This window comes from Phenylobacterium sp. NIBR 498073, from assembly GCF_027286305.1.
In the GTDB taxonomy this organism is placed as follows: Bacteria; Pseudomonadota; Alphaproteobacteria; order Caulobacterales; family Caulobacteraceae; genus Phenylobacterium.
The window spans coordinates 2,712,216-2,736,419 of the sequence record NZ_CP114599.1 but is presented as its reverse complement, the minus strand read 5'-3'; the positions used below and the strand labels follow the sequence as shown (position 1 = coordinate 2,736,419).

General features: G+C 68.5%; 22 protein-coding genes. 15 read left to right on the top strand and 7 right to left on the bottom strand.

The features are described 5' to 3' along the window. Position 1 precedes the first annotated feature (1 nt). Positions 2-2,644: a ribonuclease E/G gene (locus tag O4N75_RS13600; RefSeq protein ID WP_269626053.1), complete on the bottom strand. Its 2,643-nt coding sequence runs from the start codon at positions 2,642-2,644 to the stop codon at positions 2-4. Between the two features lie 451 nt (positions 2,645-3,095). Between O4N75_RS13600 and O4N75_RS13595 the strand changes: the two genes are divergently transcribed. The 4 genes from O4N75_RS13595 to O4N75_RS13580 all read left to right on the top strand — a co-directional run bounded on the left by O4N75_RS13595 (position 3,096) and on the right by O4N75_RS13580 (position 8,888). Beyond that, positions 3,096-4,253, top strand: coding sequence for an N-acetylmuramoyl-L-alanine amidase (locus O4N75_RS13595; RefSeq protein WP_348649499.1), 1,158 nt, complete (start codon positions 3,096-3,098; stop codon positions 4,251-4,253). Between the two features lie 58 nt (positions 4,254-4,311). After that, positions 4,312-6,732, top strand: coding sequence for a penicillin-binding protein 1A (locus tag O4N75_RS13590; protein WP_269629372.1), 2,421 nt, complete (start codon positions 4,312-4,314; stop codon positions 6,730-6,732). A gap of 233 nt (positions 6,733-6,965) precedes the next feature. Then, positions 6,966-8,088 (top strand): peptide chain release factor 2 gene (gene prfB, locus O4N75_RS13585; protein WP_269626052.1). Its coding sequence is split into 2 segments (ribosomal slippage): positions 6,966-7,034 and positions 7,036-8,088, totalling 1,122 coding nucleotides; the frame shifts between segments, so codons are not numbered across the junction. A 92-nt stretch (positions 8,089-8,180) separates the two neighbouring features. Beyond that, entirely contained in the window at positions 8,181-8,888 is a 708-nt protein-coding gene (locus tag O4N75_RS13580; RefSeq protein WP_269626051.1) for a 2-phosphosulfolactate phosphatase, read from the top strand. Positions 8,889-8,892: 4 nt separating this feature from the next. Here O4N75_RS13580 and O4N75_RS13575 read toward each other — a convergent pair whose 3' ends face one another. From O4N75_RS13575 to tyrS, 4 genes are all read right to left on the bottom strand, one after another. Beyond that, on the bottom strand, positions 8,893-9,330 hold the full coding sequence (locus O4N75_RS13575) for a polymer-forming cytoskeletal protein (protein ID WP_348649498.1): 438 nt from the start codon (positions 9,328-9,330) through the stop codon (positions 8,893-8,895). After that, positions 9,311-10,474, bottom strand: coding sequence for a M23 family metallopeptidase (locus O4N75_RS13570; protein WP_269626050.1), 1,164 nt, complete (start codon positions 10,472-10,474; stop codon positions 9,311-9,313). The genes O4N75_RS13575 and O4N75_RS13570 overlap by 20 nt, the downstream gene beginning before the upstream one ends. Before the next feature lie 294 nt (positions 10,475-10,768). After that, complete coding sequence (locus O4N75_RS13565; protein ID WP_269626049.1) at positions 10,769-11,233, bottom strand: peroxiredoxin; 465 nt, start codon at positions 11,231-11,233, stop codon at positions 10,769-10,771. Positions 11,234-11,378: 145 nt separating this feature from the next. Continuing rightward, positions 11,379-12,707, bottom strand: coding sequence for a tyrosine--tRNA ligase (gene tyrS, locus O4N75_RS13560; RefSeq protein ID WP_269626048.1), 1,329 nt, complete (start codon positions 12,705-12,707; stop codon positions 11,379-11,381). A gap of 191 nt (positions 12,708-12,898) precedes the next feature. Between tyrS and O4N75_RS13555 the strand changes: the two genes are divergently transcribed. Both O4N75_RS13555 and O4N75_RS13550 read left to right on the top strand, forming a co-directional pair. After that, the gene (locus O4N75_RS13555; protein WP_269626047.1) at positions 12,899-14,011 is read left to right on the top strand and encodes an anhydro-N-acetylmuramic acid kinase; all 1,113 of its coding nucleotides are present in this window, start codon (positions 12,899-12,901) and stop codon (positions 14,009-14,011) included. Positions 14,012-14,026: 15 nt separating this feature from the next. Continuing rightward, on the top strand, positions 14,027-15,325 hold the full coding sequence (locus O4N75_RS13550) for an amidohydrolase (RefSeq protein WP_269626046.1): 1,299 nt from the start codon (positions 14,027-14,029) through the stop codon (positions 15,323-15,325). 60 nt (positions 15,326-15,385) lie between these two features. Here O4N75_RS13550 and O4N75_RS13545 read toward each other — a convergent pair whose 3' ends face one another. Beyond that, positions 15,386-16,036: an alpha/beta hydrolase gene (locus O4N75_RS13545; protein ID WP_267233802.1), complete on the bottom strand. Its 651-nt coding sequence runs from the start codon at positions 16,034-16,036 to the stop codon at positions 15,386-15,388. Positions 16,037-16,215: 179 nt separating this feature from the next. Between O4N75_RS13545 and O4N75_RS13540 the strand changes: the two genes are divergently transcribed. The 9 genes from O4N75_RS13540 to O4N75_RS13500 are packed head-to-tail and all read left to right on the top strand — an operon-like array spanning position 16,216 to position 23,457. After that, complete coding sequence (locus tag O4N75_RS13540) at positions 16,216-16,662, top strand: Rrf2 family transcriptional regulator (RefSeq protein WP_269626045.1); 447 nt, start codon at positions 16,216-16,218, stop codon at positions 16,660-16,662. Then, a complete protein-coding gene (locus O4N75_RS13535; protein ID WP_269626044.1) occupies positions 16,659-17,792 on the top strand; it encodes a cysteine desulfurase family protein in 1,134 nt (377 codons plus the stop codon). Before O4N75_RS13540 ends, O4N75_RS13535 begins: the two co-directional genes overlap by 4 nt. Positions 17,793-17,804: 12 nt before the next feature. After that, complete coding sequence (sufB, locus tag O4N75_RS13530; protein ID WP_269626043.1) at positions 17,805-19,274, top strand: Fe-S cluster assembly protein SufB; 1,470 nt, start codon at positions 17,805-17,807, stop codon at positions 19,272-19,274. A 26-nt stretch (positions 19,275-19,300) separates the two neighbouring features. Further along, the gene (locus tag O4N75_RS13525; RefSeq protein WP_269626042.1) at positions 19,301-19,675 is read left to right on the top strand and encodes a hypothetical protein; all 375 of its coding nucleotides are present in this window, start codon (positions 19,301-19,303) and stop codon (positions 19,673-19,675) included. Further along, a complete protein-coding gene (sufC, locus tag O4N75_RS13520) occupies positions 19,675-20,421 on the top strand; it encodes a Fe-S cluster assembly ATPase SufC (protein WP_269626041.1) in 747 nt (248 codons plus the stop codon). The genes O4N75_RS13525 and sufC overlap by 1 nt, the downstream gene beginning before the upstream one ends. Then, positions 20,418-21,449, top strand: coding sequence for a Fe-S cluster assembly protein SufD (sufD, locus tag O4N75_RS13515; RefSeq protein WP_269626040.1), 1,032 nt, complete (start codon positions 20,418-20,420; stop codon positions 21,447-21,449). Before sufC ends, sufD begins: the two co-directional genes overlap by 4 nt. Before the next feature lie 2 nt (positions 21,450-21,451). Continuing rightward, the gene (locus tag O4N75_RS13510; protein ID WP_269626039.1) at positions 21,452-22,666 is read left to right on the top strand and encodes a cysteine desulfurase; all 1,215 of its coding nucleotides are present in this window, start codon (positions 21,452-21,454) and stop codon (positions 22,664-22,666) included. 8 nt (positions 22,667-22,674) lie between these two features. Continuing rightward, positions 22,675-23,037, top strand: coding sequence for an SUF system Fe-S cluster assembly protein (locus O4N75_RS13505; RefSeq protein WP_183770203.1), 363 nt, complete (start codon positions 22,675-22,677; stop codon positions 23,035-23,037). Positions 23,038-23,055: 18 nt separating this feature from the next. After that, entirely contained in the window at positions 23,056-23,457 is a 402-nt protein-coding gene (locus O4N75_RS13500) for an iron-sulfur cluster assembly accessory protein (protein ID WP_267233794.1), read from the top strand. On the opposite strand, the gene O4N75_RS13495 is transcribed toward O4N75_RS13500, so the two are convergent. Then, positions 23,454-24,122, bottom strand: coding sequence for a glutathione S-transferase (locus O4N75_RS13495; RefSeq protein ID WP_269626038.1), 669 nt, complete (start codon positions 24,120-24,122; stop codon positions 23,454-23,456). The two genes, O4N75_RS13500 and O4N75_RS13495, sit on opposite strands and share 4 nt — an antisense overlap. Between the last annotated feature and the right edge of the window lie 82 nt (positions 24,123-24,204).

Genomic DNA, 24,204 nt, shown 5'->3' with positions numbered 1-24,204 from the left:
GTTAGCCCCGGCGCCACCAGCCCTTCTTCGGGACCGGCGGCGGAGCGCTGATCTCGTTCGGATCGGGCTCACGCGCGACCGGAGCCGCCACGGGGGCCGGCTCCGGCGCCGGTTCCGGGGCCGATTCGGCGACCGGTTCGACCGGTTCGACCGGAGCGGCCTCGACCACCGGCTCGGCGGCCGCGGCCTCGGCGGCAGCGGCGGCCTTGGTGCGGCGGGCGCGCGGCTTCTTGGCGGGCTTGGCTTCCGCCTCGGCCGCGGCCGGCTCGGGAGCCGGCTCCGGTTCGGCGACGGCCTCGACCGCTTCGACCACCGCGACGGCCTCGGGCGCTTCGGCCTCGGCCTCGGCCTCAGCCGCTTCGGCCTTGCCGCGGCCGCGGCTGCGGCGCGAGCGGGTCTTCTTCGGCTTGTCCTCGACGGCCGGCAGCTCGACCCAGACGTCCAGTTCGACGTGCGGCTGGTCGTCGTTCACGCTCGGCGCCGGAGCGACGGCTTCAGCCGCGGCCGGGGCGACGTCGTTGGCCGGAGCCTGCGTCGGGGCCGGCGCGCGGGCCGCCGGGAAGTCTTCCGACGGATCGTGCCACACGAAGGGGTCGTCGCCGTAGGGCACCCAGGGACGGGTCCAGGCGAACATGTCGGCCGGACGGCCGTCGTCGCGCATCCGGCGGCCGCCGCGGCGGCCGCGGCGGCGGCGGCGTCCGCCATCGTCGCTCTCGCGATCCTCACGTGCTTCGCGGGCCGGGCGTTCGCTGTCCTGGCGCGCCTCGACCGGCTCGCCGTCACGGCGCCCGCGGCGGCGGCGGCGGCGGCCACGGCGTCCGCCGCGTTCGTCGCCATCGGCCTCGTGGTCCTGGAAGCGATGCTCGGCCTCGTCGTCGTCGGTGGCCTCGCGCTCGATGTCGGCGTCTTCTTCTTCCTCGTCCTCGATCTCGTCTTCGAACGCCTCGTCGTCGAAGTCCTCCTCGACCGGCTGGTAGGGCTGGACCGGGGCGTGGTGGATCAGGGCGGCGTGTTCGGGACGGGTCTCGCTGGCGGTGCGTTCGATCTCATGGTCGGCGTGCGCCAGGGCATCGTCGATGACGATGGTGATGAACAGGCCGAGGTTCTCATGCAGACGCGCCAGATGGTTGCGCTTCTCGTTGAGTATGTAGAGGCCGACGGCGCGCGGAAGCTTGAGGGTGGCTTCGCCGCCGCCCTTCAGGGCCTCGATCTCGACGGCGCGCAGGGCCGACAGGGCGCTCGACTCGACCGAACGCACGCGACCGGTGCCGGCGCAGTGTTCGCAGACGTGGGTGGTGCCTTCCAGCACGCCGGAACGGCGGCGCTGGCGGCTGATTTCCATCAGGCCGAAGGTAGAGATCTTGCCCATCTGAACGCGGGCGCGGTCGTCCTTCAGCGCGTCCTTGAGCTTCTTTTCGACGGCCCGGTTGTTCTTGGCTTCATCCATGTCGATGAAGTCGATAACGATCAGGCCGGCCAGGTCGCGCAGGCGCAGCTGGCGGGCGGCTTCCTCGGCCGCCTCCATGTTGGTCTTGAGGGCGGTGGCCTCGATGTTCCGCTCACGCGTGGCGCGGCCGGAATTCACGTCGATGGCGACCAGGGCCTCGGTCTGGTTGATCACCAGATAGCCGCCCGAACGCAGCGGCACGACGGGCGAGTAGATCTGGCTGAGGTGGTCTTCGACCCGGTGCTTGACGAACAGCGGGGTGGCCTCGCGGTACGGCTGCACCTTCTTGGCCTGGGACGGCATCAGCATGCGCATGAATTCACGCGCTTCCTTGAAGCCGGCCTCGCCCTCGACCCAGACCTCGTCGATGTCCTTGTCGTAGAGGTCGCGGATCGTGCGCTTCACCAGGTCCTCTTCCTCGTAGATGAGGGCAGGGGCCACAGAATGCAGGGTGGTGTCGCGGATGTTCTCCCACAGGCGCAGGAGGTACTCGTAGTCGCGCTTGATCTCGGCCTTGGTGCGCTTGGCGCCGGCCGTGCGGACGATCAGGCCCATGCCTTCCGGCACGTCCAGGCTCTGGACCACACCCTTCAGGCGCTTGCGGTCGGTGGCCGCGGTGATCTTGCGGCTGATGCCGCCGCCGCGGGCGGTGTTGGGCATCAGGACGCCGTAACGGCCGGCCAGCGACAGATAGGTGGTCAGGGCCGCGCCCTTGTTGCCGCGCTCTTCCTTGACGACCTGGACCAGCATGATCTGCCGGCGGCGGATCACTTCCTGGATCTTGTAGCGGCGCATCAGCCGGCGGCGGCGACGCGCGACTTCTTCTTCCATGACGTCGTCTTCGTCGGCGTCGACGGCGTCTTCGTCCTCGTCGTCGCCCGACCGGGCGCGCGATTCAACTTCCTCTTCCTCGTCGGCCTCTTCGCGCATGAGCGCTTCACGGTCGGCGACCGGGATCTGGTAGTAGTCGGGGTGGATTTCGTTGAAGGCCAGGAAACCGTGGCGGTTGCCGCCGTACTCGATAAAGGCAGCCTGCAGCGACGGCTCAACGCGCGTCACTTTGGCGAGATAGATATTGCCTCTGAGTTGTTTGCGGTTCTGGCTCTCGAAATCGAATTCTTCAACACGCGGTCCGTCGACCACCACGACACGCGTCTCTTCGGCGTGTGCGGCGTCGATCAACATCTTCTTGGACATCAAGTACGTCTCCGAGGCGCGCCGCGAGCTCTCGGCTCGGGCGCCGCCGGTCTGTCAGGAGGGCGCGCACGCCACCGCCCATCGCAATGCCGAAGCCGGCAAGGCGGGCGGTAGGCCGAAATTGGGCTCGAGCGGCGCTGCCCATTGGTGTGTTCCCAGGCGCGCCTAACGTTAAGCGCGGATCGGATGGCGCGTGGTCGCCGAAAACGGCGAAACCGACGCGGGGTGTGTCGCGCGGGCCGCGGCCCTGCGACGCAAGGCGCGCACGGTCCAGCGCGGGCGGACATTGCAACACTGGCGGCGAAAAGGAAAGCCGCCCGCCGCAATGTGGCGGCGTAAGGGGACGGTTAACCGTTTGTCCACGCCGCTGCCGTCTATATGGGTGTGACGGTATAAAATGTGTAACGGGGCTGCGCGTATGGGCGGCAGGTTCAGGATCGGCGGACGAAGCGTGCTGGCGGCAGTCGGCGCTGTGGTCTGCTGCCTGGCGGTCGTCGCCGGAGCGCAGGCCGCGGGCGCAAAGGCCGACGTGCTGAAGGTCCGGCTGGGCGGCGACCGCGCCGAAACCCGCATCGTCATCGATCTCGACAAGTCGGCGACCGGCAAGGTGGCTTCCGACGGGCAGGGCGACCGCCGCGTGGTGGTGAACCTGCCGGGCGTGTCGGTCGACAACCAGCTGCAGGGCGGCGGGCTCGGCCTGGTGAAGGCCTGGGTGGTGGACGACGCCACCGGCGGCGCGCGGCTGCGCATCGACCTGGCCGACGACGCGGTGATAAAGCGTCGCTTTCTGCTGCCCCCGGCCGACGGCGTCGCCAACTATCGCTATGTCATCGACCTGGCGGCCAAGGCCCCGTCGAGCGTGAAGGTCGCCCAGGGCGGCGGCCCGCGCTTCATTTCCGCGCCGGTCAAGACGACCAAGGCCGCGCTGCCGCTCAAGAAGGTCATCGTCATCGACGCCGGCCACGGCGGCAAGGACCCCGGCACCAAGGGGGCCGACGGCAACGAAAAGGACGTCACCCTGGCCGCGGCGCGCGCGCTGAAGGGCCAGCTGGAAAAGAGCGGCCGCTATAAAGTGGTCATGACCCGCGACGCCGACGTCTATGTCGACCACGCCGTGCGGGTGCAGATCGCCCGTCGCGCGGACGCCGACCTGTTCATCTCCCTGCACGCTGACTCAGGCACCGATCCGAGCCTGCGCGGCGCCAGCGTCTATACGCTCGCTGACCGCGCCACTGGGCGCTCGGCCAAGTTCGTCAGCAAGGACGACTGGTTCATGCAGGCCGGCAGCCATGGCGACCATGGCGTCTCGACCATCCTGCTGGACCTGACTCAACGCATGACCCGCAACCGCTCGGCCACCTTCGCCGAGGTGCTGCTGGAGCGGGTGAGCGACCACCAGCCGCTGCTGCGCCGCAGCCACCGTGAGGCGGGCCTGGCCGTGCTGCTGGCGCCCGACGTGCCGGCCGTGCTGCTGGAAATGGGCTTCCTGACCAATGCCGCCGACGAGGCGGTGCTGCGCGATCCGGGCAAGCGCAACCGGCTGATGGGCTCGGTCGCCGAAGCCATTGACGACTATTTCGGCCAGCCGACCAAGCTGGCGTCCAACTGACGCCGCGCCATGCCGACGCAGGGCCGTTGGCGCCCGGCGCGATGCACGCTAGACCAGCCTGAGCGGACGGGGCGCGCCCCCGCGGAGGTCGGTCAGTTTGAAGCCCCCCGAGAGATGGATCGCGATCGCCGGCGTCACCGTGCTGAGCGCAGTCGCGCTGGCCGGATTCGCCATCGCCATCTATGCCGCCTGGCTGTTCCACGACATGCCCGACGCCGCCGACCTGGCCGACTATCGTCCGCCCACGGCGACGCGCGCCTATGCCTGGGATGGGGTGCTGATCGGCGAGTTTTCGCGCGAGCGCCGCATCTACGTGCCGTACGACAACATGCCGCCGCAGCTGGCCCAGGCGTTCCTGGCCGCTGAGGACCGCAATTTCTTCAGTCACGGCGGCGTCGACGCCATGGGCCTGACCCGGGCCATGATGAAGAACGTCATGAATGCGGTGAACGGCCGCCGCCTCGAGGGCGGTTCGACCATCACCCAGCAGGTCGCCAAGAATGTCCTGCTGACCAGCGAGGCGACGGTCGGGCGCAAGCTCAAGGAGGCGATCCTGGCCGGGCGCCTGGAGCAGACGCTGAACAAGGAGCAGATCCTTGAGCTTTATCTGAACGAGATTTGGCTCGGCTATCGCTCATACGGGGTCGGGGCTGCGGCCTACAACTATTTCGGCAAGTCGATCAGCGACCTGAGCCTGGCCGAGTGCGCCTATCTGGCCTCGCTGCCCAAGGGCCCGGACAACTATCATCCGATCCGCCGCAAGGCGCAGGCCATGGCCCGCCGAAACTGGGTGCTGGACCAGATGGCCGAGCTGGGCTGGGTCAGCCGCGCCGAGGCCGAGGCCGCCAAGCGCGAGGACCTCAAGGTTCAGAAGGCGCCCACACGGGCCAAGTACCGCGACGCCGACTTCTTCGTCGAGGAAGTGCGCCGGCGCGGTCTGGCGACCATGGGCCAGCGCCTCAACGAGGGCGGCTATTACATGCGCACCACCCTCGATCCGCAGCTGCAGACGGCCGCGCGGGTGGCGCTGATGAACGGCCTGGAACAGTACGATCGCCGTCACGGTTGGCGCGGGGCCTGGGGCCACGTCGACACCGCCGAGGGCTGGGAAGCGGTCGCCAAGCAGAAAAGCCCGCCGTCGGAACGGCGTGGATGGCGCGCGGCGCTGGTCACCGACGTCTCGGGCGGCAACGTCCGGGTGCGGGTGGCCGGCGAGGGGACCACAGGCTCGATCGTCGGCCAGGACGTGGCCTGGGCGCGGGCAGGCAAGGGGCTGCGGTCCGGCGACCTGGTGTTCGTCGAGCCGGTCGAGGGCGGCGGCGGCTTCCGGCTGCGCCAGATCCCGGCGGTAAACGGGGCGCTGGTGGCGATGGAGCCCTATTCGGGCCGCGTGCTGGCGATGGTCGGCGGCTACTCGTTCTCGCTGTCGAACTTCAACCGCGCGACCCAGGCGATGCGTCAGCCGGGTTCGGCGTTCAAGCCGATCGTCTACGCCGCGGCGCTGGAGAACGGCTACACGCCGTCCAGCGTGGTGATGGATTCGGCGATCACCCTGCGCGGTGCGGGCGGCCAGGACTGGACGCCGGAGAACTACAATCGCCGCTACTACGGGGCCCTGACCCTGCGGCGCGGCCTGGAGCTGTCGCGCAACGCCATGACCGTGCGCCTGGCCCAGGGCGTGGGGATGCGCAAGATCAGCGACCTGGCCGTAAAGATGGGCGTGACCAAGCGCATGGACAACGTGCTGGCCATGGCGCTCGGGGCCGGCGAGACCACGCCGTTCAAGCTGACCGCGGCCTACGCCTCGTTCGTCAACGGCGGGCGGCGGATCGAGCCGCACCTGATCGAGCTGGTCCAGGATCGCAACGGCGAGACCATCTTCCGGGCCGACAAGCGCGACTGCCCGCGCTGCCTGGCGGGCTTCAACGGAGACGAGAGCCCGCGGATCGCGCCCGGCGGCGAGCAGGTCATGGATCCGATCACCGCCTATCAGGTGACCTCGATGCTGCAGGGCGTGGTCCAGCGCGGCACCGCGACCTCGGCCTTGGTGCTGAACCGCCCGGTGGGCGGCAAGACCGGCACCACCAACGAGTACCGTAGCGCCTGGTTCGTCGGCTTCACGCCGCAGATCGTGGCCGGGGTGTTCGTCGGCTTCGACGACAACCGCAGCCTGGGCAATGGCGAGACCGGCACCCAGGCGGCGGTGCCGATCTTCATCGAATTCATGCAGGCCGCGACCAAGGACCTGCCGAAGGACGAGTTCAAGGCGCCAAAGAACGCCAAGTTCGCCACGGTGCGTGGCATCCGCGAGGCGTTCCGCCCCGGCACCGAGCCGAAGCCGATCGTCGCGCCGATGGGCGGGATGCCGGTGGGCGGGCCGCAGCCCTACGACCAGGTCTGGCCGGACGGACAGCTGACCAGCCCGGCGCCGGCCGCCGCGCCGCCGCCGAAGAAGGACGACATGAGCGGGCTGTACTAGCCTCCCGTGTCATCCCGGAAAGCCCGTCAGGGCGTGTCCAGGTCCCATTCGCACCGGGGCCAGAAGGGCGGCCGCGGCCGTGGCGAATTCTGATGGATCTGGTGTTCATGGGGCCCGGTCTTGATGCGCAAGCTGGAATGACAGGACGTGCTGGGACGGCCCGCCATTGTCATGCGGACCGGCCCGCGCTATCTGCCCCGACTTCCAGAATTTTTCTGGTTTCGGAGATTCCCATGAGAGCGGATGTCGAGGCCTCCAAGGCCGACATCGAGCAGTCGATCGAACTGCTCAGGAGGCGACTTTGACTGGGAACCGGCCCTAAGAAAGCTCGATGAGCTGAACGCGCGCGTCGAAGACCCCACCCTGTGGGACGACGCTGCGGCCGCCCAGGCGATCACCCGTGAACGGTCCAAGCTGGCCGCCTCTGTCGAGGCCGTCCAGTCGCTGGAGCGTGACCTGGCCGACGCGATCGGCTATGCCGAGATGGCCGACGAGGAGGGCGACGAAGCCACCCTCGACGAAGCCCGCGAGCAGCTGAAGTCCATCAAGGAACGCGCCGCGCGCGCCGAGCTGGAAGCGCTGCTGTCCGGCGAGGCTGACGGCAACGACGCCTTCATGGAAATCAATTCAGGCGCCGGCGGCACCGAGTCCAACGACTGGGCCGGGATGCTGATGCGGATGTATACCCGCTGGGCCAACGCCCATGGGATGAGCGTCGACTTCCTCGAAGAAACCGCCGGCGAACAGGCCGGCATCAAGTCGGTCACCCTGCAGATCAAGGGGCCGAACGCCTATGGCTGGCTGAAGACCGAGGCCGGTGTCCATCGCCTGGTGCGCATCTCGCCCTACGACGCGGCCGCCAAGCGCCACACCAGCTTCGCCTCGGTCTGGGTCTATCCGGTGGTCGACGACACCATCGAGATCGAGATCAATCCGGCCGACGTGCGCACCGACACCTACCGCGCCTCCGGCGCCGGCGGTCAGCACATCAACAAGACCGACTCGGCGGTGCGCCTGACGCACATTCCGACCGGCGTCGTGGTCGCGTGCCAGATGGGCCGTTCGCAGCACCAGAACCGCGAGGAAGCCTGGAAGATGCTGCGCGCGCGGCTCTATGAGTTGGAGCTGCAGAAGCGCGAGGCCGAGGCCGCCGCCCTGAACGAGCAGAAGACCGACATCGGCTGGGGGCACCAGATCCGCAGCTATGTCCTGCAGCCGTACCAGATGGTGAAGGACCTGCGGACCAACGTCGAAACCTCGGACACCCAAGGGGTGCTCGACGGCGACCTCGACGAGTTCATGGGCGCGTCGCTGGCCCAGCGGGTCGGCAACACCCGCGACGGCGCCGGCGACTAAGCGAAGTTCCCTCCCCCGCGGGGGGAGGGGATCGCCACAGCCGCGTTTGCATTCGTGCCCAGAACGGCGTTCGATCGCCGTGGAGGCGCGTGATGCAGAAGGTTCATTGCGAATGGGGCCTGAAGGGCGTTGAGCTGCTGCGCGACCGCGCGGCGGTCGTGGTGGTGGTCGACGTGCTGTCGTTCTCGACGGCGGTCGATGTGGCGGTGCACCGCCAGGCGCGGATCCACCCCTTTCCCTATGGCGACGAGGATGCCGCGCGGGCCGAGGCCTTGCGGCTGGGCGCGCGCCTGGCGGCCAGCCGCAAGCCCGGCGGGCAGCTGAGCCTGTCGCCCGCCAGCCTGATGAAGCTCAATCCTGGGGAGCGGCTGCTGCTGCCTTCGCCGAACGGATCACGGCTGTCGCTGGCCTGCGGCCGGGCCGCGGTGCTGGCCGGCTGCCTGCGCAACGCCGCCGCCGTGGCGGCCAAGGCCGTCGCCCTGGCCGAGGGGAGGGACATCGCCGTCATTCCAGCCGGCGAGCTGTGGCCCGACGGATCGTTGCGGCCGGCGATCGAGGACCTGCTTGGGGCCGGGGCGGTGATCGACGCGATCGGCTTCGACGGCGAGCCGGAGGCGGTCGTGGCCCGGCACGCGTTCCTGAGCGCCCGCCCGCACCTGGAGGCGACGTTGCGCACCAGCCGGTCAGGCGTGGAGCTGATCGAGAAGGAGCATGCGCTCGACGTCGACATCGCCGCCGAGCTGAACGTCAGCCATTGCGCGCCGCTCTTGAAAAACGGCGCCTACGAGAATGCGGCGTGAGGCGTCAGGCGCTCTGGACTTCCGGCTCGGGCGCGGCGAGAGCGACTGGCGCGGGGCGCTGGAACTTCAGGCTGCGACCCTGGAAGAAGGCTCCGGTTTCGACCGAGAGCTGCTCGTGGGTGATGTCGCCGTCGACATAGGCGGTGCCGAACAGGCGCACCTGCTTGGCGGTGATCGTCCCGATGATGCGGCCGCGGATGTCGACGGTCTCGGCCTGGACCGAGCCTTCGATGTGGCCGGTGTCGCCCAGGGTCAGGCGGCCGACGCGGACGTCGCCGCGAATGACGCCGTCGACGTGCAGTTCGCCCTCGCCGGTGATGCCGCCTTCGAGCGTGAGATCCTGGCTGATGAGGGAGGCGGGCTTGGGCGCCTTGCGCTCGCCGGTCGTGGCCGACAGCGACGCGTCTGAAGTCTTCCCGGGCTTAACCGCCTTGGAGAACATAATCGCCAGCCTTTACGAAACGCGACGGATTCTGGGCTCTACCATTGACCCAGACCTCGTAGTGCAGGTGCGGTCCGGTGGACCGGCCTGTGGAACCCATGCCGCCGATCCGGCTGCCGACCGTCACGCGCTCGCCGGGGCGCACGCCGATGGCCTGCAGGTGGGCATAGCGGGTCTTGAAGCCGCGGCCGTGGTCGATCTCGATGGTGTTGCCGTAGCCGGAGCGCACGCCGGTGAACGACACCACGCCCGGTGCGGTCGAGTAGATGGGGGTGTTGGTCGGGCCGGCGAAGTCGAGGCCCGAATGGAAGGCCGGGCGGCGAGTGAACGGATCGAACCTGACGCCGTAGCTGCTGGTCTGCGCCGCGGCGGTGGTCGGACGGGCGAACGGCAGCTTGGCCGCTGCGTCGACCAGGGCGCCGGCTTCGGAAAGGTTGGTCGCCGCATGCTGAATGCGTTCGGCGAAGTCCTCGTCCACGTCGAGTACGGCGGCCAGGGCGCGAGGATCCTTGGCCTCGATCAGCGGGCCGCCGAGCGAGCCGCCCTTGGGCACGAAGGTCGACGGCGTCAGGCCGGCGAGGCGGAAGGCCAACCGCAGGCGGTCGGCGCGGGTCTTGGCGAAGTCGTCGGCGGCGTCGATCAGGCGTTCCTGGCCGGCGCGGACCAGCTCGATGCGGCGCATCGGCCCGACCTCGGTCGAGGCGCTGGTGGCTTTGGCGATGGCCGGGGCGAGGGCGGCCTGGGCGCCCGGCTGGCCCTTGAACTCGGTCAGCAGCATCGCGAGCGCCGCGTGGCGGTTCTCGACGCTGGCGGCGAGGGCGCCGATGCCGCCTTCGGCCTGGTTCAGCTGCACCATGGCGCTGTTGAGGCGGGCCTCGCGGTCGGCGACCAGGCGCTCGGACTTGGCCTGCATGCGGGCCAGCTGCTGGTCGTGGCTGGAGACAGCCATGGCGTTGACCATCATCGCCGCGGTGCTGACGCCCATCCACAGCGCGCCGGCAGCAACCCCGCCGGCGATCGCCATCTGGCGGCCGGTGGTCAGGACGAAGGAACGCATTTCACCGCCAGAGCGGATGTAGAGGTGTCGCTCAGGAAACAGCTCTACAAGCGATCGGCGAAGGCGCGCGAAGCGTGTCATTCTCACCGTATCGGCTACGAACTCGGGGGAACGGCGCGATATGCAATGAGAATTGGCGCGCGTGCAAGCGTCTTCACGCTGCAACGTAGGGGCGCCGAGCGGCGAACTAGTCTCGTTGATCGTGGTTAACAGGGCCTGAATGGTCCCGCTAGCTCACGGCTGTCGGACTTGCCGAACCTTGGCTGGACAAAGGCCCGGCGCGACAAATCTACAACAGCGGCGACGGCGGCGAGTTCCGACCGATCGATGCGGTCAGGCGTCACGCTGCGGCGAGCGGCCGCAGCGCGGCAAGCTTAACAATCAAAGGGATTGCGCGGCTTTCAGCACCTCGGCGGCGTGGCCGGGGACGCGAACCTTGCGCCAGATCCGCGCCAGCTTGCCGTCGGCGTCGATCAGGAAGGTCGAGCGCTCGATGCCCATGTACTTGCGGCCGTACATGTTCTTTTCGACCCAGGAGCCGTAGGCCTCGATCATCGCGCCCTCCGGATCGGAGGCGAGCGGAACGGCCAGGTCGTATTTGGCTGTAAACTTCGCGTGACTGGCAAGGCTGTCCTTGGAGACGCCGAGCAGGGCGACGCCGGCCTTGGCGAAATCGGCGGCCAGGGCGGTGAACTCCTGGGCCTCCTTGGTGCAGCCGGAAGTGTCGTCCTTCGGATAGAAGTAGACGACCAGCGGCTTGCCGGCGAAGTCGGCCAGCTTCACCGGCCCGCTCGCGCCTTGCAGTTCGAAGTTCGGCGCAGCCGCGCCTTCGGTCAGTGCGGACATTGCGATTCTCCAGGGAGCCCAACCCGTTCGTCATCACCGGGCTTGTTCCGGTGACCCGTACGCACGAACCGGCCAGGTTGAACTCAGAATTCAGCGCCTATGGGCGGCCGGGACAAGCCCGGCCATGACGATTGAGACGGGCGAGCTAGACCGGCTTTACCAGGACGATCTTCTTCTTGCCGGCGGCGAGCTTGACCACGCCGTCGACGAGGTCGGCGGAGGTGATCGTGCGCCCGGCGTCGGCCTCGGCCTGGTCGTTGACCCGCAGGCCGCCGCCCTGGGCCAGGCGGCGCGCCTCGCCGCGCGAGCCGGCCAGGCCGGCGTCGTGGGCCAGGGCGGCCAGCATGATCCCGGCGTCCAGGTCGGCGGCGGGCACCTCATGGGTCGGCATGTCGCCGGACACCGAGCCGACCTCGAAGGCCACGCGGGCGGCCTCGGCGGCGGCGGCGGCGGCGTCCTCGCCGTGCAGCATGCGCGTGGCTTCGCCGGCTAGCACCTTCTTAGCCTCGTTGATGTCGGCGCCCTGCATGGCCTCGTAGCGTGCGATCTCGTCCATCGGCAGGTCGGTGAACAGGCGCATGAAGCGGCCGACGTCGGCGTCCTCGGTGTTGCGCCAGAACTGCCAGTAGTCGTACGGGCTGCGCATGTCGGCGTTGAGCCAGACCGCGCCGCCGACCGTCTTGCCCATCTTCTGGCCCGAGGCGGTCGAGAGCAGCGGCGTGGTCAGGCCGAAGGAGGGCTTCTGGTCGACGCGGCGGATCAGCTCGACCCCGTTGACGATGTTGCCCCACTGGTCAGAGCCGCCCATCTGCAGCAGGCAGCCGTGGGCGCGTTCGAGCTCCAGGAAGTCGACCGACTGCATCAGCATGTAGTTGAACTCGAGGAAGGTCATCGGCTGCTCGCGTTCGAGCCGGGCCTTGACGCTGTCGAAGGCCAGCATCCGGTTGACCGTGAAGTGCACCCCGTAGTTCCGCAGGAATTCAACGTAGCCGAACTTGGACAGCCACTCGTCGTTGTCGACCATGATCGCGTCGGTGGGCCCGTCGCCGAAGGTCAGGAAGCGCTGGAACGTGCCCTTGATGGTGGCGATGTTGCCCTGGATCTGCTCGTGGGTGAGCAGCGGGCGCTGGCCGTCCTTGTCTGTCGGGTCGCCGACCTTGGTGGTGCCGCCGCCCATCAGCACGATGGGCTTGTGGCCGGCCTGCTGCAGGCGGCGCAGCATCATGATCTGGATCATGTGGCCGACATGCAGCGAGGCGGCGGTGGCGTCGAACCCGATGTAGGCCGTGATCGGACCCTTGGCGGCCGCCTCGTCGAGCTCGGCCGGATGGGTGATCTGATGGATGTAGCCGCGCTCCTGCATGGTGCGCAGGAACTCGGACTTGAACGGCTGTTCTGACATGGGGCGTTCTTCTGGCGTCGGGGATTCAGAGGCGCGCTCTAACACGCGATTGTCTGTAATTTCGAGGGACATCTGACAGGCTCCTAGGCGGCGTGGGGCCGGAGACCGTCTTTTCCTTGGGGGGCGGGCGCCGACCGTTACGGGTGGCGCAAGAGATCGTTCCGCGCCTGCTTTTAGGGCAGGCGGTAATAGCGGCCGGCGAGGGGGGCGCGGATGATCATGGGCTCTAGCTACGGCCCGCGGGCCGTGGCAGTCAAGCTGGCATGCGAGTTCTGGGCTTCATGACCGGCACGTCTCTGGACGCCTGCGATATGGCGATCCTGGAGACCGACGGCGAAACGATCTTCGCCTTCGGGCCGGCCGGCGAGCGCAAGCTGAGCGAGGAAACCCGCGCGGCGGTGCTAGAGGCGACCCATGCGGCGATGGCCTGGGAGCGCGGCGAGCCGGAACCGGCGTCGTTCGCGCCGGCGGCCGAGGCGGTGGCCCGCGAGCACTTCGCGGCGGCCGAGGAATTCCTGGCCCAGAACGGCCTGGCCTGGTCCGACATCGACCTGATCGGCATGCACGGCCAGACCGTGCTGCACGAGCGGCCGCAGGACGGCGTGGTCGGGCGCACGGTGCAGCTGGGCGACGCCCAATGGCTGGCCGACGCGGCCGGCGTGCCGGTGGCCTACGACTTCCGCACCGCCGACGTCGCCGCGGGCGGGGAGGGCGCGCCGCTGGCGCCGATCTATCATCTGGCGCGGGCTCAAAGCGCGGGGATGGCCGCGCCGCTGGCGGTGCTGAACGTCGGCGGGGTGGCCAATGTGACCTTCTGGTCGGGGGGCGAGGACATCGCCGCCTTCGACACCGGGCCGGGCAACGGCATGATCGACCTTCTGATGCAGGCGCGCGGGGCCGGCCGCTTCGACGAGGGCGGCAAGTACGCCAGCGTCGGCCAGGCGGACGAGGTGGTGCTGAGCGGGCTGCTGGCCCATCCGTACTTCCAGGCGCCGCCGCCCAAGTCGCTGGACCGCTACGATTTCTCGCTGGAGACGCTTGAAGCGCTGCGGCTCGAGGATGCGGCCGCGACCCTGGTGGCGTTCACCGCCGAGGCGCTGAAGCTGGGCTTCAACGTGATGGGCGGCACGCCCACCGAGCTGATCGTCTGCGGCGGCGGGCGGCGCAATCCGTCGCTTATGGCGGCCTTCGCCGAGCGGCTGGCTGTTCCGGTGACCACGGCCGAGGACCACGGCTGGCGCGGCGATTCCATCGAGGCCGAGGCCTTCGCCTATCTGGCGGCGCGCACGGCGCGTGGGCTGCCGATCTCGTTTCCCAAGACCACCGGCGTAGCTGCGCCGATGACCGGCGGGCGCATCGCCCGCCCGAACCGCTAGAGTTTAGGAGCTTTCATGTCGAAACGGGTTTGGCTGGCGGGTGTCGCCGCGGTGTTGGCGATGACCGGAAGCGCGGCGGCTCAGGACGCGCCGACGGCCAGGGCCTATGACGCGGCGGTTTTCGCCCAGGCTGCGGCGCTGCAGCCGAAGGTGATCGCTTGGCGGCGGGACTTCCACGAGCATCCGGAGCTGTCCAACAGCGAGGTCCGCACGGCCAAGATCGTCGCCGATCACCTGCGCAAGCTGGGCCTGGAAGTGCGCACCGGCGTCGGCAAGACCGGGGTGGTGGGCATCCTGAAGGGCGGCAAGCCCGGCAAGGTCGTCGCCCTGCGCGCCGACATGGACGCCCTGCCGGTGGCCGAGCAGACCGGCCTGCCGTTCGCCTCGAAGGTGACGGGCAAGTATCTGGGCCAGACGGTGCCGGTGATGCACGCCTGCGGCCACGACAGCCACGTGGCGATCCTGATGGGTACGGCCGAGATCCTGGCCGGGATGAAGGACCAGATCGAGGGCACGGTGGTCTTTGTCTTCCAGCCGGCCGAGGAAGGCCCGCCGCCGGGCGAGGAAGGCGGCGCGCCGCTGATGGTCAAGGAAGGGGTGCTGACCAGCCCGAAGGTCGACGCGATCTTCGGCCTTCACGCCTTCCCCGGACCGGTCGGCATGCTGGTCTGGCGTCCGGGCCCGATGATGGCCGCCTCCGACCGCTTTGAAATCCACCTGAAGGGCAAGCAGGCGCACGGCTCGATGCCGTGGCAGGGCATCGACATGTCGTCGATGACCGCCGACATCGTCACCGCCTTCAACCAGATCACCTCGCGCCAGATCAACGTTTCGAAGACCCCGACGGTGCTGACCATCGCCACCCTGCAGGGCGGGCTGCGCTACAATATCATTCCCGAAGACATGACCATGACCGGGACGCTGCGGACCTTCGATCCGGGCATGCGAACCGACGTCATGGCCCGCGCCGACAAGGCCGTCGACTCGATCACCGAGCGCTACGGGGCCAGCGGCAAGATCGACTGGGGCCAGCCCAACCCGGTGACCGACAACAATCGTGCGCTCTCGGCGCAGATGAAGCCGACCCTGACGCGCGCGGCCCAAGGCAAGGTCGCCGACGACATCGACTACATCATGGGGGCCGAGGACTTCTCGTACTTCCAGAAGGAGATCCCAGGGTTCTTCTATCACCTGGGCGTCGGCAACCCGAAGGGCGGCAACCACTCGCCGTTCTTCGACGTCGACGAGAAGGCGATGGAGACCGGCGTGCGGGCGCAGGCGCTGCTGGCGCTGGATTACCTGGCGGCGAAGTAGCCAAAGAAAAAGGCCGGGGCGTGAGCTCCGGCCTTTGAACTTTCGGTGTGGACGCCTCGATCAGATCGGGTCGGCCTCGATGCGCTTGTCGAGATAGGCGCCGACGCGCTTTTCCACTTCAGGCAGGTGCTCGGCCCAGAAGTGGCTGGCGCCGTCGACGACCTCGTGGTCGATGACGATGCCCTTCTGGGTGCGCAGCTTGGAGACCACGCGCTCGACTTCCACCGGCGGAACGACCGTGTCGGCGCCGCCGTGCAGGATCAGGCCCGAGGCCGGGCAGGGCGCCAGGAAGCTGAAGTCGTACATGTTGGTCGGCGGCGAGACGCTGATGAAGCCGTCGGTCTCCGGGCGGCGCATCAGCAGCTGCATGCCGATCCAGGCGCCGAACGAGTAGCCGGCGACCCAGCACTGCGAGGCCGCCGGGTTGGTCGACTGAAGCCAGTCGAGCGCGGTGGCCGCGTCGGCCAGTTCGCCGATGCCCGAATCGAATTCGCCCTGGCTGCGGCCGACGCCGCGGAAGTTGAACCGCAGGGTCGAGAAGCCGCGCTTCATGAACAGGTGGAAGAGCTGCACCGCCACGGGGTGGTTCATCTGCCCGCCGGCCTTGGGGTGCGGGTGCAGGATCAGCGCGATCGGCGCCGTCGGGCTCTTGCCCTGGGTGTATCGACCCTCGATCCGCCCGGCCGCGCCGGTCAGAACCACTTCTGGCATGCCATTCCTCTCGTCAGGCGCGGCGTCCGAATACTTGACTAACGCGCTCGGTCTTCCTAAGTCGCGACCGTCGGCCGGTTCCGGCGACAAGCCCCGTGCAAGCGGGGGCCTGTAACATATGGGACCCGACAAATGCTCGAAAAAAAGCAATCGAGCTGCTGAGAGCTGCAAGGAGCGGTATGCGCCTTTCGACCAAGGGACGTTATGCGGTGATGGCCATGGCCGACCTCGCGCGCCGTCAGGCCGCGTTGGCGGAGGGCGACCGCGCCGTGACCCTGGCCGAAATCGCTGCGCGGCAACAGATTTCGCTCTCTTACCTGGAACAGCTGTTCGCGCGCCTGCGCCGGCGCGGCCTGGTCAAGAGCCTGCGCGGACCCGGCGGCGGCTACCGGCTGGCCAAGAGCGCCGAAGAGACCAACATCGCCGACATCGTCCTGGCCGTCGACGAGCCGCTGCGGGCCACCCGCTGCGGCATGCAGGGCAAGGGCTGCATGCTGAAGGGCGAACGCTGCATCACCCATGACCTCTGGGAGGACATGGGTCGTCACCTGCACAGCTATCTGGCCTCGGTGACCCTGGCCGACCTGGTGAACGGGCGCTTTGCGCCGCACGAGGCGGCCGCATGAGCGGGGTCTATCTAGATTACAACGCCACCGCCCCGGTGCGCCCGCAGGCCGCCGAAGCCGTGGCGCGCGCCTTCGCGGTCGGCGGCAATCCCTCGTCGGTACACGCCAGCGGCCGCGCCGCGCGGGCGATCGTCGAGGACGCCCGCAACGCCGTCGCCGCCATGATCGGCGGCCCGGCCTCGACCGTGGTGTTCACCTCCGGCGGCACCGAGGCGAACGCCCTGGCCATTGAGAGCGCCGTCGCGACAGGATCGAAGCGGCTGATCGTCAGCGCCGTCGAGCATGACAGCGTGCTGGAGAGCGCCAAGGCCAGCGGCGCGGCGGTGGAGTACCTGCCGGTGAACGCCGACGGGGTCGCGGACCTCGCCTGGCTGGCCGAGCGGCTGGGGCGCTGGGACGCCGCCGACGGGCGGCCTTTCGTCGCCCTGATGCACGCCAACAACGAGACCGGCGTCATCCAGCCGGTGCGCGAGGCCTCGGAGATCGTCCGCAGCGCCGAAGGCTGGCTGCACGTCGATGCGATCCAGACCGCCGGCAAGATCGTCACCGACAGCCGCGCCCTGGGCGCCGACACCCTGGTGGTCTCGGCCCACAAGCTGGGCGGGCCGCAAGGCGTCGGGGCGCTGACCTTCGGGCCGCGCGCCACCCTGGTGCGCCGCCAGCATGGCGGCGGGCAGGAGCGTGGGCGCCGCGCTGGCACCGAGAACGTCGCCGGGATCGCCGGCTTCGGCGCGGCGGCGCTGGCCGCCATGCGCGACCGCGAGATTAACGCCGCCTGGCGCGACGCAGCGGCCGAGCGCCTGAAGGCGGCCGGCGCAGTGGTGATCGGCGAGGCCGCGCCGCGGCTGCCCAATACCCTGTGCGTGGCGACCGCCGACTGGGGCGCGGAGCTGCAGGTGATGGCTCTCGACCTGGCCGGGATCATGGTCAGCGCCGGATCAGCCTGCTCGTCGGGCAAGGTGAAGGCCAGCCATGTGCTGACCGCTATGGGCCTGACCGAGCTGGCCGGCTGCGCGATCCGCGTTTCCGGCGGCTGGGCCACCACGCAAGAAGACTGGGCGGCGTTCGCCGCCGCCTGGGAGCAAGTTCAGTCCCGTCACGCCGCGCGTCGCCGCGCGCCGGCGGCGTGAGGAGGTAAGAGTATGGCCGCCGTCAAGCAGACCGTCGAACACGTCGAGAGCCTGGAGAAGTACAAGCACGGCTTCGTCACCGACGTCGAACAGGAGTTCGCGCCCAAGGGGCTGTCGGCCGATATCGTCCGCTTCATCTCGGCCAAGAAGGACGAGCCGGAGTGGATGCTGCAGTACCGGCTGGACGCCTATGAGCGCTGGCTGGCGATGGACGAGCCGACCTGGGCGAAGGTCGACTTCCCGCCGATCGACTACCAGGACGCCTATTACTACGCCGCGCCCAAGGGCAAGGACGGCCCCAAGAGCCTGGACGAGGTCGATCCGGACATCCTGGCCACCTACGCCAAGCTGGGCATTCCTCTGCGCGAACAGGAAGTGCTGGCCGGGGTGCAGGGCGCGCCGCGCTACGCGGTCGATGCGGTGTTCGACAGCGTCTCGGTGGTCACCACCTTCAAAAAGGAACTGGCCGAGGCCGGGGTGATTTTCTGCTCGATGAGCGAGGCGATCCGCGAGCATCCCGAACTGGTCAAGAAGTACCTGAGCTCGGTGGTGCCGGTCTCGGACAACTACTACGCCTGCCTGAACTCGGCGGTGTTTTCGGACGGCAGCTTTGTCTACGTACCGCCGGGCGTGCGCTGCCCGATGGAGCTGTCGACCTATTTCCGCATCAATGCGGAGAATTCCGGCCAGTTCGAGCGGACGCTGATCATCGCCGACAAGGGCGCCTACGTCTCGTACCTGGAAGGCTGTACCGCGCCGATGCGCGACGAGAACCAGCTGCACGCCGCGGTGGTCGAGCTGGTCGTGCTGGATGACGCCGAGATCAAGTACTCGACCGTGCAGAACTGGTATCCGGGCGATCCGGAGACCGGCAAGGGCGGCATCTATAACTTCGTCACCAAGCGCGCCGACTGCCGCGGCGACCGCTCGAAGGTGTCGTGGACCCAGGTCGAGACCGGGTCGGCGATCACCTGGAAGTATCCGTCCTGCGTGCTGCGCGGCGAGGGCAGCGTCGGCGAGTTCTACTCGATCGCCATCACCAACGGCCGCCAGCAGGCCGACACCGGCACCAAGATGATCCACCTGGGGGCCAATTCGCGCTCGCGGATAATTTCCAAGGGCATCAGCGCCGGCAAGTCGTCGAACACCTATCGCGGCCTGGTCTCGGCGCACCCCAAGGCCAAGGGCGCGCGCAACTTCACCCAGTGCGACAGCCTGCTGATCGGCAAGACCTGCGCGGCCCACACCGTGCCCTATGTCGAGGCGCGCAACGGCAGCAGCGTGTTCGAGCACGAGGCGACGACGACCAAGCTGTCGGAAGATCAGCTGTTCTACGCCATGCAGCGGGGGCTTTCGCAGGAAGAGGCCGTTCAGCTGCTGGTCAACGGCTTCGTCAAGGACGTGCTGCAGGAGCTGCCCATGGAGTTCGCCGTGGAAGCCCAGAAGCTCGTCGCCATCTCCCTGGAGGGCTCCGTCGGATGACCCTCGCCAACTCAGAGACCCGCTCCATGTCCCTTCGCCGCGCCTTCGATGCCGAGCACGCCCGCCGCGACGCGGTTCGCCATGCCCGCGAGGAGGCCGAACGCAAGCAGCAGGAGGAGGACCTGGCGCGCGCCCAGCAGCTGTACGACGCGCTGGCCGAAGATGAGGGCTTTCTGCGGGAGAAGGGCCTGACGCTGGGCCTGCGCCGCTACACGGTCACCCTCAATCACGAGGACTTCCTGATCGACGCCTATTTCGAGTCCGGGAGCATCAACGTGCGCTCGGCCGACAAGCGCACTGCAACGACCTCCACCGCCGCGCCGCGCAAACAGCAGTTTGTGAACACCCCCGGCGAGGCCCTTGATGTGATGGCCCAGTTCCTGGCCGACGAGACCGACTGATGCTTTCGATTTCCAACCTGCGCGCCGAAGTCGACGGCAATGAGATCCTGAAGGGCCTGTCGCTGGAGGTTCCAGCCGGCGAGGTGCACGCGATCATGGGGCCGAACGGGGCCGGCAAGTCGACCCTGTCCTACGTGCTGACCGGCCGCGACGGATACGAGGTCACCGGCGGGACCGCGACGCTGAACGGCGAGGACCTGCTGAGCCTCGACCCGGCCGAGCGCGCCGCCAAGGGGATGTTCCTGTCGTTCCAGTATCCGCTGGAGATCCCGGGCGTGCCGGCCCTGACCTTCATCCGCACCGCCATGAACGCCCAGCGCAAGGCGCGCGGCGAGCCGGAGGTGAGCGCGCCGGAGTTCCTGAAGCTGGCCAAGGCGACCGCGGCGTCGCTGAAGATCGACTTCGACATGCTCAAGCGCGCGCTGAACGTCGGCTTCTCGGGCGGTGAGAAGAAGCGCATGGAAATCTTTCAAATGGCGATGCTTTCGCCGCGCTTCCTGATCCTCGACGAAACCGATTCCGGCCTGGATATCGACGCGCTGAAGATTGTGTCCGACGGCGTGAACGCGATGCGCTCGCCCGAGCGCGGGATGCTGGTGATCACCCACTATCAGCGGCTGCTCGACTATATCAAACCCGACCGCGTGCATGTGCTGTCGGCCGGGCGGATCGTGGAAACCGGCGGGCCGGAGCTGGCGCTCGAGCTCGAGCGCGAAGGCTACGACAAGTACGCGAGGGCCGCGTGAGCGTCACCAAGGCCATCAGCTCGGGCGACGCCGGCCTGCTGCCGGGACGACGCGACGAGGACTGGCGCTGGACCGACCTGCGCGGGCTGATCCGCCAGATGCCGGCCGCCTCGCCGGAGGGGCGGGCCTGGGCCTGGGATCACCCGCTGGCGCAGAGCGTCGACAGCATGATCGAGGTCGTGAACGGCCGGGGCCCGAGCGACCTGGAGGTGCCGGCCGGCGAGACGCGGCTGGCCGCCTACCGCTTCCTGTCGAGCGCCGAGGCCGGGGCCCATACCGCGGAGCTGTGGGTCTCGGTGGGCGAGGGCGCGGTGCTGACCCTGGTCGAGAGCTATGAGGGCGCGAGCGGCGGGTACCTCGCCAACGCCAACATCAACCTGCGGCTGGCCAAGGGCGCGCGCGTCGAGCGCGTGGTGTTCGCAGCCGACCACGCCGAAGGCGTCTCGGTGGTCGATGCCACCGTCGAACTGGCGGCCGAGGCGAGCTACGCCCAGACGGTCCTGACCACCGGCGCCCGCCGCCAGCGGATCGAGACGCGGGTGGCCCATCCGGGCGCTCATGCGCAGGTCCGCCTGGACGGCGCCTATCTGCTCGAAGGCCAGCACAACGCCGACCTGACCACCGTGGTCGAGCACCTGGGCGTCGACGGCGTCACCAGCCAACTGACCAAGGGCGTGGTGCGGGACCAGTCGCGCGGCGTTTTCCAGGGCCGCATCGTCGTCGCCGAGGGCGCGGACCGCACCGACGCGCGCATGGGTCACCATGCGCTGATCCTGTCCGACAAGGCCGAGATCGACGCCAAGCCCGAACTGCTCATCTTCGCCGACGACGTGCAGTGCGCGCACGGCAACACCGTCGGGGCGCTGGACGAGGACGCGCTGTTCTATGCCGAGCAGCGGGGCATGCCCGAGGATCTGGCGCGCGCGCTGCTGACCGCCGCGTTCGTCGGCGAGGTGATCGAGCGCATCGAGCACGAGGCCGTGCGCGAGGCCGCACAGGCCTGGGCCGCCCAGCGGTTGGAGGTCTGAGCATGGCCTTCGACGTCGAGGCGGTGCGGGCGCAGTTCCCGATCCTGAGCCGCCAGGTCAACGGCAAGCCGCTGGTCTATCTGGACAGCGCCGCCTCGGCCCAGAAGCCGCGGGCGGTGATCGACGCGATGACCGCGGTGATGGAGGGCTCGTACGCCAACGTCCATCGCGGCCTGCACACCTTGGCCAACGAGACGACCGACGCCTACGAGGCGGCGCGCAAGTCGGTGGCGAAGTTCATCAACGCCGGCGAGCACGAGATCGTCTTCACCAAGGGCGGCACTGAGGCGATCAACCTGGTTGCGGCCGGTCTGGGCGCAAGCCTCGCCCCGGGCGACGAGATACTGCTGACGGTGATGGAGCACCACGCCAACATCGTCCCCTGGCACTTCCTACGTGAGCGCAAGGGTGTAGTGCTGAAATTCGTGCCGGTGCTGGACGACGGGACGCTGGATCTGGCGGCCATCCCGGACCTGTTGACGGCGCGGACCAAGGTTGTGGCGCTGACCCAGATGTCCAACGTGCTGGGCACGATCAATCCGGTCGCCGAGATCGCCCGCATGGCCCACGACGCCGGCGCCAAGGTGCTGGTCGACGGCTGCCAGGGCGTGGTCCACCTGGACATCGACGTTAAGGCGATGGGCGTCGATTACTATGTGTTCTCCAGTCACAAGCTCTACGGTCCGACCGGGATCGGCGTGCTGTACGGCACGTCTGAGGCGCTGGCCGCGCTGCCGCCCTACCAGGGCGGCGGCGAGATGATCGGCGAAGTGCGGCTGGAGGCGATCACCTATGCCGACCCGCCGCACCGGTTCGAGGCCGGCACCCCGCCGATCATCGAGGCGATCGGCCTGGGCGCGGCCATCGAGTGGCTGAACACCATCGACCGCAAGGCCGCGGCCGAGCATGAGGCTCGGCTCTATGCGCGGGTGATCGAGGGCCTGAAGGGCTACAACTGGCTGCGGGTGATCGGCGAGGCACCGGGCAAGGGGGCGATCATGGCCTTCACGGTCGACGGGGCCCACGCCCATGACGTGGCCCAGATCCTCGATCGCTACGGGGTGGCGGTTCGCGCCGGCACCCACTGCGCCGAGCCGCTGATGCGGCGTTTCGGCCTGACCGCAAGCGCCAGAGCTTCCTTCGCCCTATATAATACGGAAGGGGAGGCCGACGCATTCGTCGACGCGCTGACCCGCACCCAGGCCTTCTTCGCTTGAGTTTGAACATGGACGACGCCGCCTCCATCGAGCCGACCGCGACCACGCCGCTTTCGCAGGCGGAGCTGGACGCCCTGACCGATCAGCTGATCGAAAAGCTCAAGACCGTGTTCGACCCGGAGATCCCGGTCGACATCTACGAGCTGGGCCTGATCTACAAGGTCGACGTGTCCGACGACAAGGACGTGGCGATCGACATGACGCTGACCGCACCGGGGTGCCCGGTGGCCGGCGATATGCCCGGCTGGGTGCAGGACGCGGTGCGCGAGATCCCCGGCATCCGCAACGTCACGGTCGAGCTGGTGTTCGATCCGCCGTGGGACAGTTCGCGGATGTCCGACGAGGCCAAGCTTCAACTCAACATGTTCTGACCCCATATGGAGGGGAGCATGAGCGATCTGAACCTGACACCCGCGCCGCGGGCGCGCCGTCCGAGGCCCAAGGTGGTCACCCTGACCGAGGCCGCCGCCGAACGCGTGCGCGCGATCATGGCGAAGGCCGAGAAGCCCTATGCCGGGCTGCGGGTCGGGGTGAAGAACAGCGGCTGTGCGGGCCAGGAGTACATCCTGGAATACGCCGAGGAAGCTGGCCCGCTGGACGAGGTGGTCGAGGACAAGGGCGTCACCATCCTGATCGAGCCCAAGGCGGTGCTGTTCCTGGTCGGCACCGAAATCGACTATGTGACCACCAAGCTCTCGTCCAAGTTCCAGTTCCGCAATCCGAACGAGACCGACGCCTGCGGCTGCGGTGAAAGCGTCACGATCGAACCGGCCAAGGCCGCCGACGCCTAGTCGGCGTAGGCGTACGGCCCGCCGCGCTCCAGGGCTCGGCGATAGGCCGGGCGCGCATGGATCTTCTGCAGGAAGGCGGCGAGGCGAGGGCGACCGTTCAGGGCTCCGGCGCGATCAGCCGCGGCTTCGACCGGAAAGCTCATCATCACGTCCGCAGCGGTGAACTCCGAGCCGGCGAACCACTCCGATTTCCCGAGCTCGGCTTCCCAATAGTCGAAGTGCGCCTTCAAGTTAGGGTCGATGAAGCTCGACTGGGCCTTGCCGGCGATGAGGTTGACCATGGGGCGCAGCAGGGCAGGGGCGCTGGTCGGCAGGCGGCCGAACACCAGCTTCAGCAGCAGCGGCGGCATGGCCGAGCCCTCAGAGTAGTGCAGCCAGTAGGTCCAGCGCAGGCGCTCGGCCGATCCTGGTGGCGGCGCCAGCCTGCCCAGGCCGTAGCGCTCGATGACCCACTCGACGATGGCGCCGGTCTCGGCCAATGTCACGTCGTCCTCGGTGACCACCGGCGACTTGCCCAGCGGATGGACGGCGCGCAGTTCGGGCGGCGCCAACATGGTCGCGGCGTCGCGCTGGTAGGGCTTGATCTCGTAGGGAACGCCCAACTCCTCCAGCAGCCAGAGCACGCGTTGCGAACGGGAGTTGTTCAGGTGGTGGACGGTGAGCATAGAAGTTACATTTACACCGTAAGATTTGCCTGACAAGCGATGGCGCTGGGGCATGTGTCCTGCCTAGATGGCGGAGCTGGCA

Excerpts from the sequence above, each read along its gene's own strand:
- sufB (WP_269626043.1), top strand. The coding sequence starts at position 17,805 with ATGGCCGCCGTCAAGCAGACCGTCGAACACGTCGAGAGCCTGGAGAAG.
- O4N75_RS13600 (WP_269626053.1), bottom strand. The coding sequence starts at position 2,644 with ATGTCCAAGAAGATGTTGATCGACGCCGCACACGCCGAAGAGACGCGT.
- O4N75_RS13550 (WP_269626046.1), top strand. The coding sequence starts at position 14,027 with ATGTCGAAACGGGTTTGGCTGGCGGGTGTCGCCGCGGTGTTGGCGATG.
- O4N75_RS13580 (WP_269626051.1), top strand. The coding sequence starts at position 8,181 with ATGCAGAAGGTTCATTGCGAATGGGGCCTGAAGGGCGTTGAGCTGCTG.
- O4N75_RS13540 (WP_269626045.1), top strand. The coding sequence starts at position 16,216 with ATGCGCCTTTCGACCAAGGGACGTTATGCGGTGATGGCCATGGCCGAC.
- O4N75_RS13525 (WP_269626042.1), top strand. The coding sequence starts at position 19,301 with ATGTCCCTTCGCCGCGCCTTCGATGCCGAGCACGCCCGCCGCGACGCG.
- tyrS (WP_269626048.1), bottom strand. The coding sequence starts at position 12,707 with ATGTCCCTCGAAATTACAGACAATCGCGTGTTAGAGCGCGCCTCTGAA.
- O4N75_RS13545 (WP_267233802.1), bottom strand. The coding sequence starts at position 16,036 with ATGCCAGAAGTGGTTCTGACCGGCGCGGCCGGGCGGATCGAGGGTCGA.
- O4N75_RS13535 (WP_269626044.1), top strand. The coding sequence starts at position 16,659 with ATGAGCGGGGTCTATCTAGATTACAACGCCACCGCCCCGGTGCGCCCG.
- O4N75_RS13555 (WP_269626047.1), top strand. The coding sequence starts at position 12,899 with ATGCGAGTTCTGGGCTTCATGACCGGCACGTCTCTGGACGCCTGCGAT.
- O4N75_RS13495 (WP_269626038.1), bottom strand. The coding sequence starts at position 24,122 with ATGCTCACCGTCCACCACCTGAACAACTCCCGTTCGCAACGCGTGCTC.
- sufC (WP_269626041.1), top strand. The coding sequence starts at position 19,675 with ATGCTTTCGATTTCCAACCTGCGCGCCGAAGTCGACGGCAATGAGATC.
- O4N75_RS13575 (WP_348649498.1), bottom strand. The coding sequence starts at position 9,330 with ATGTTCTCCAAGGCGGTTAAGCCCGGGAAGACTTCAGACGCGTCGCTG.
- O4N75_RS13500 (WP_267233794.1), top strand. The coding sequence starts at position 23,056 with ATGAGCGATCTGAACCTGACACCCGCGCCGCGGGCGCGCCGTCCGAGG.
- O4N75_RS13505 (WP_183770203.1), top strand. The coding sequence starts at position 22,675 with ATGGACGACGCCGCCTCCATCGAGCCGACCGCGACCACGCCGCTTTCG.
- O4N75_RS13565 (WP_269626049.1), bottom strand. The coding sequence starts at position 11,233 with ATGTCCGCACTGACCGAAGGCGCGGCTGCGCCGAACTTCGAACTGCAA.
- O4N75_RS13510 (WP_269626039.1), top strand. The coding sequence starts at position 21,452 with ATGGCCTTCGACGTCGAGGCGGTGCGGGCGCAGTTCCCGATCCTGAGC.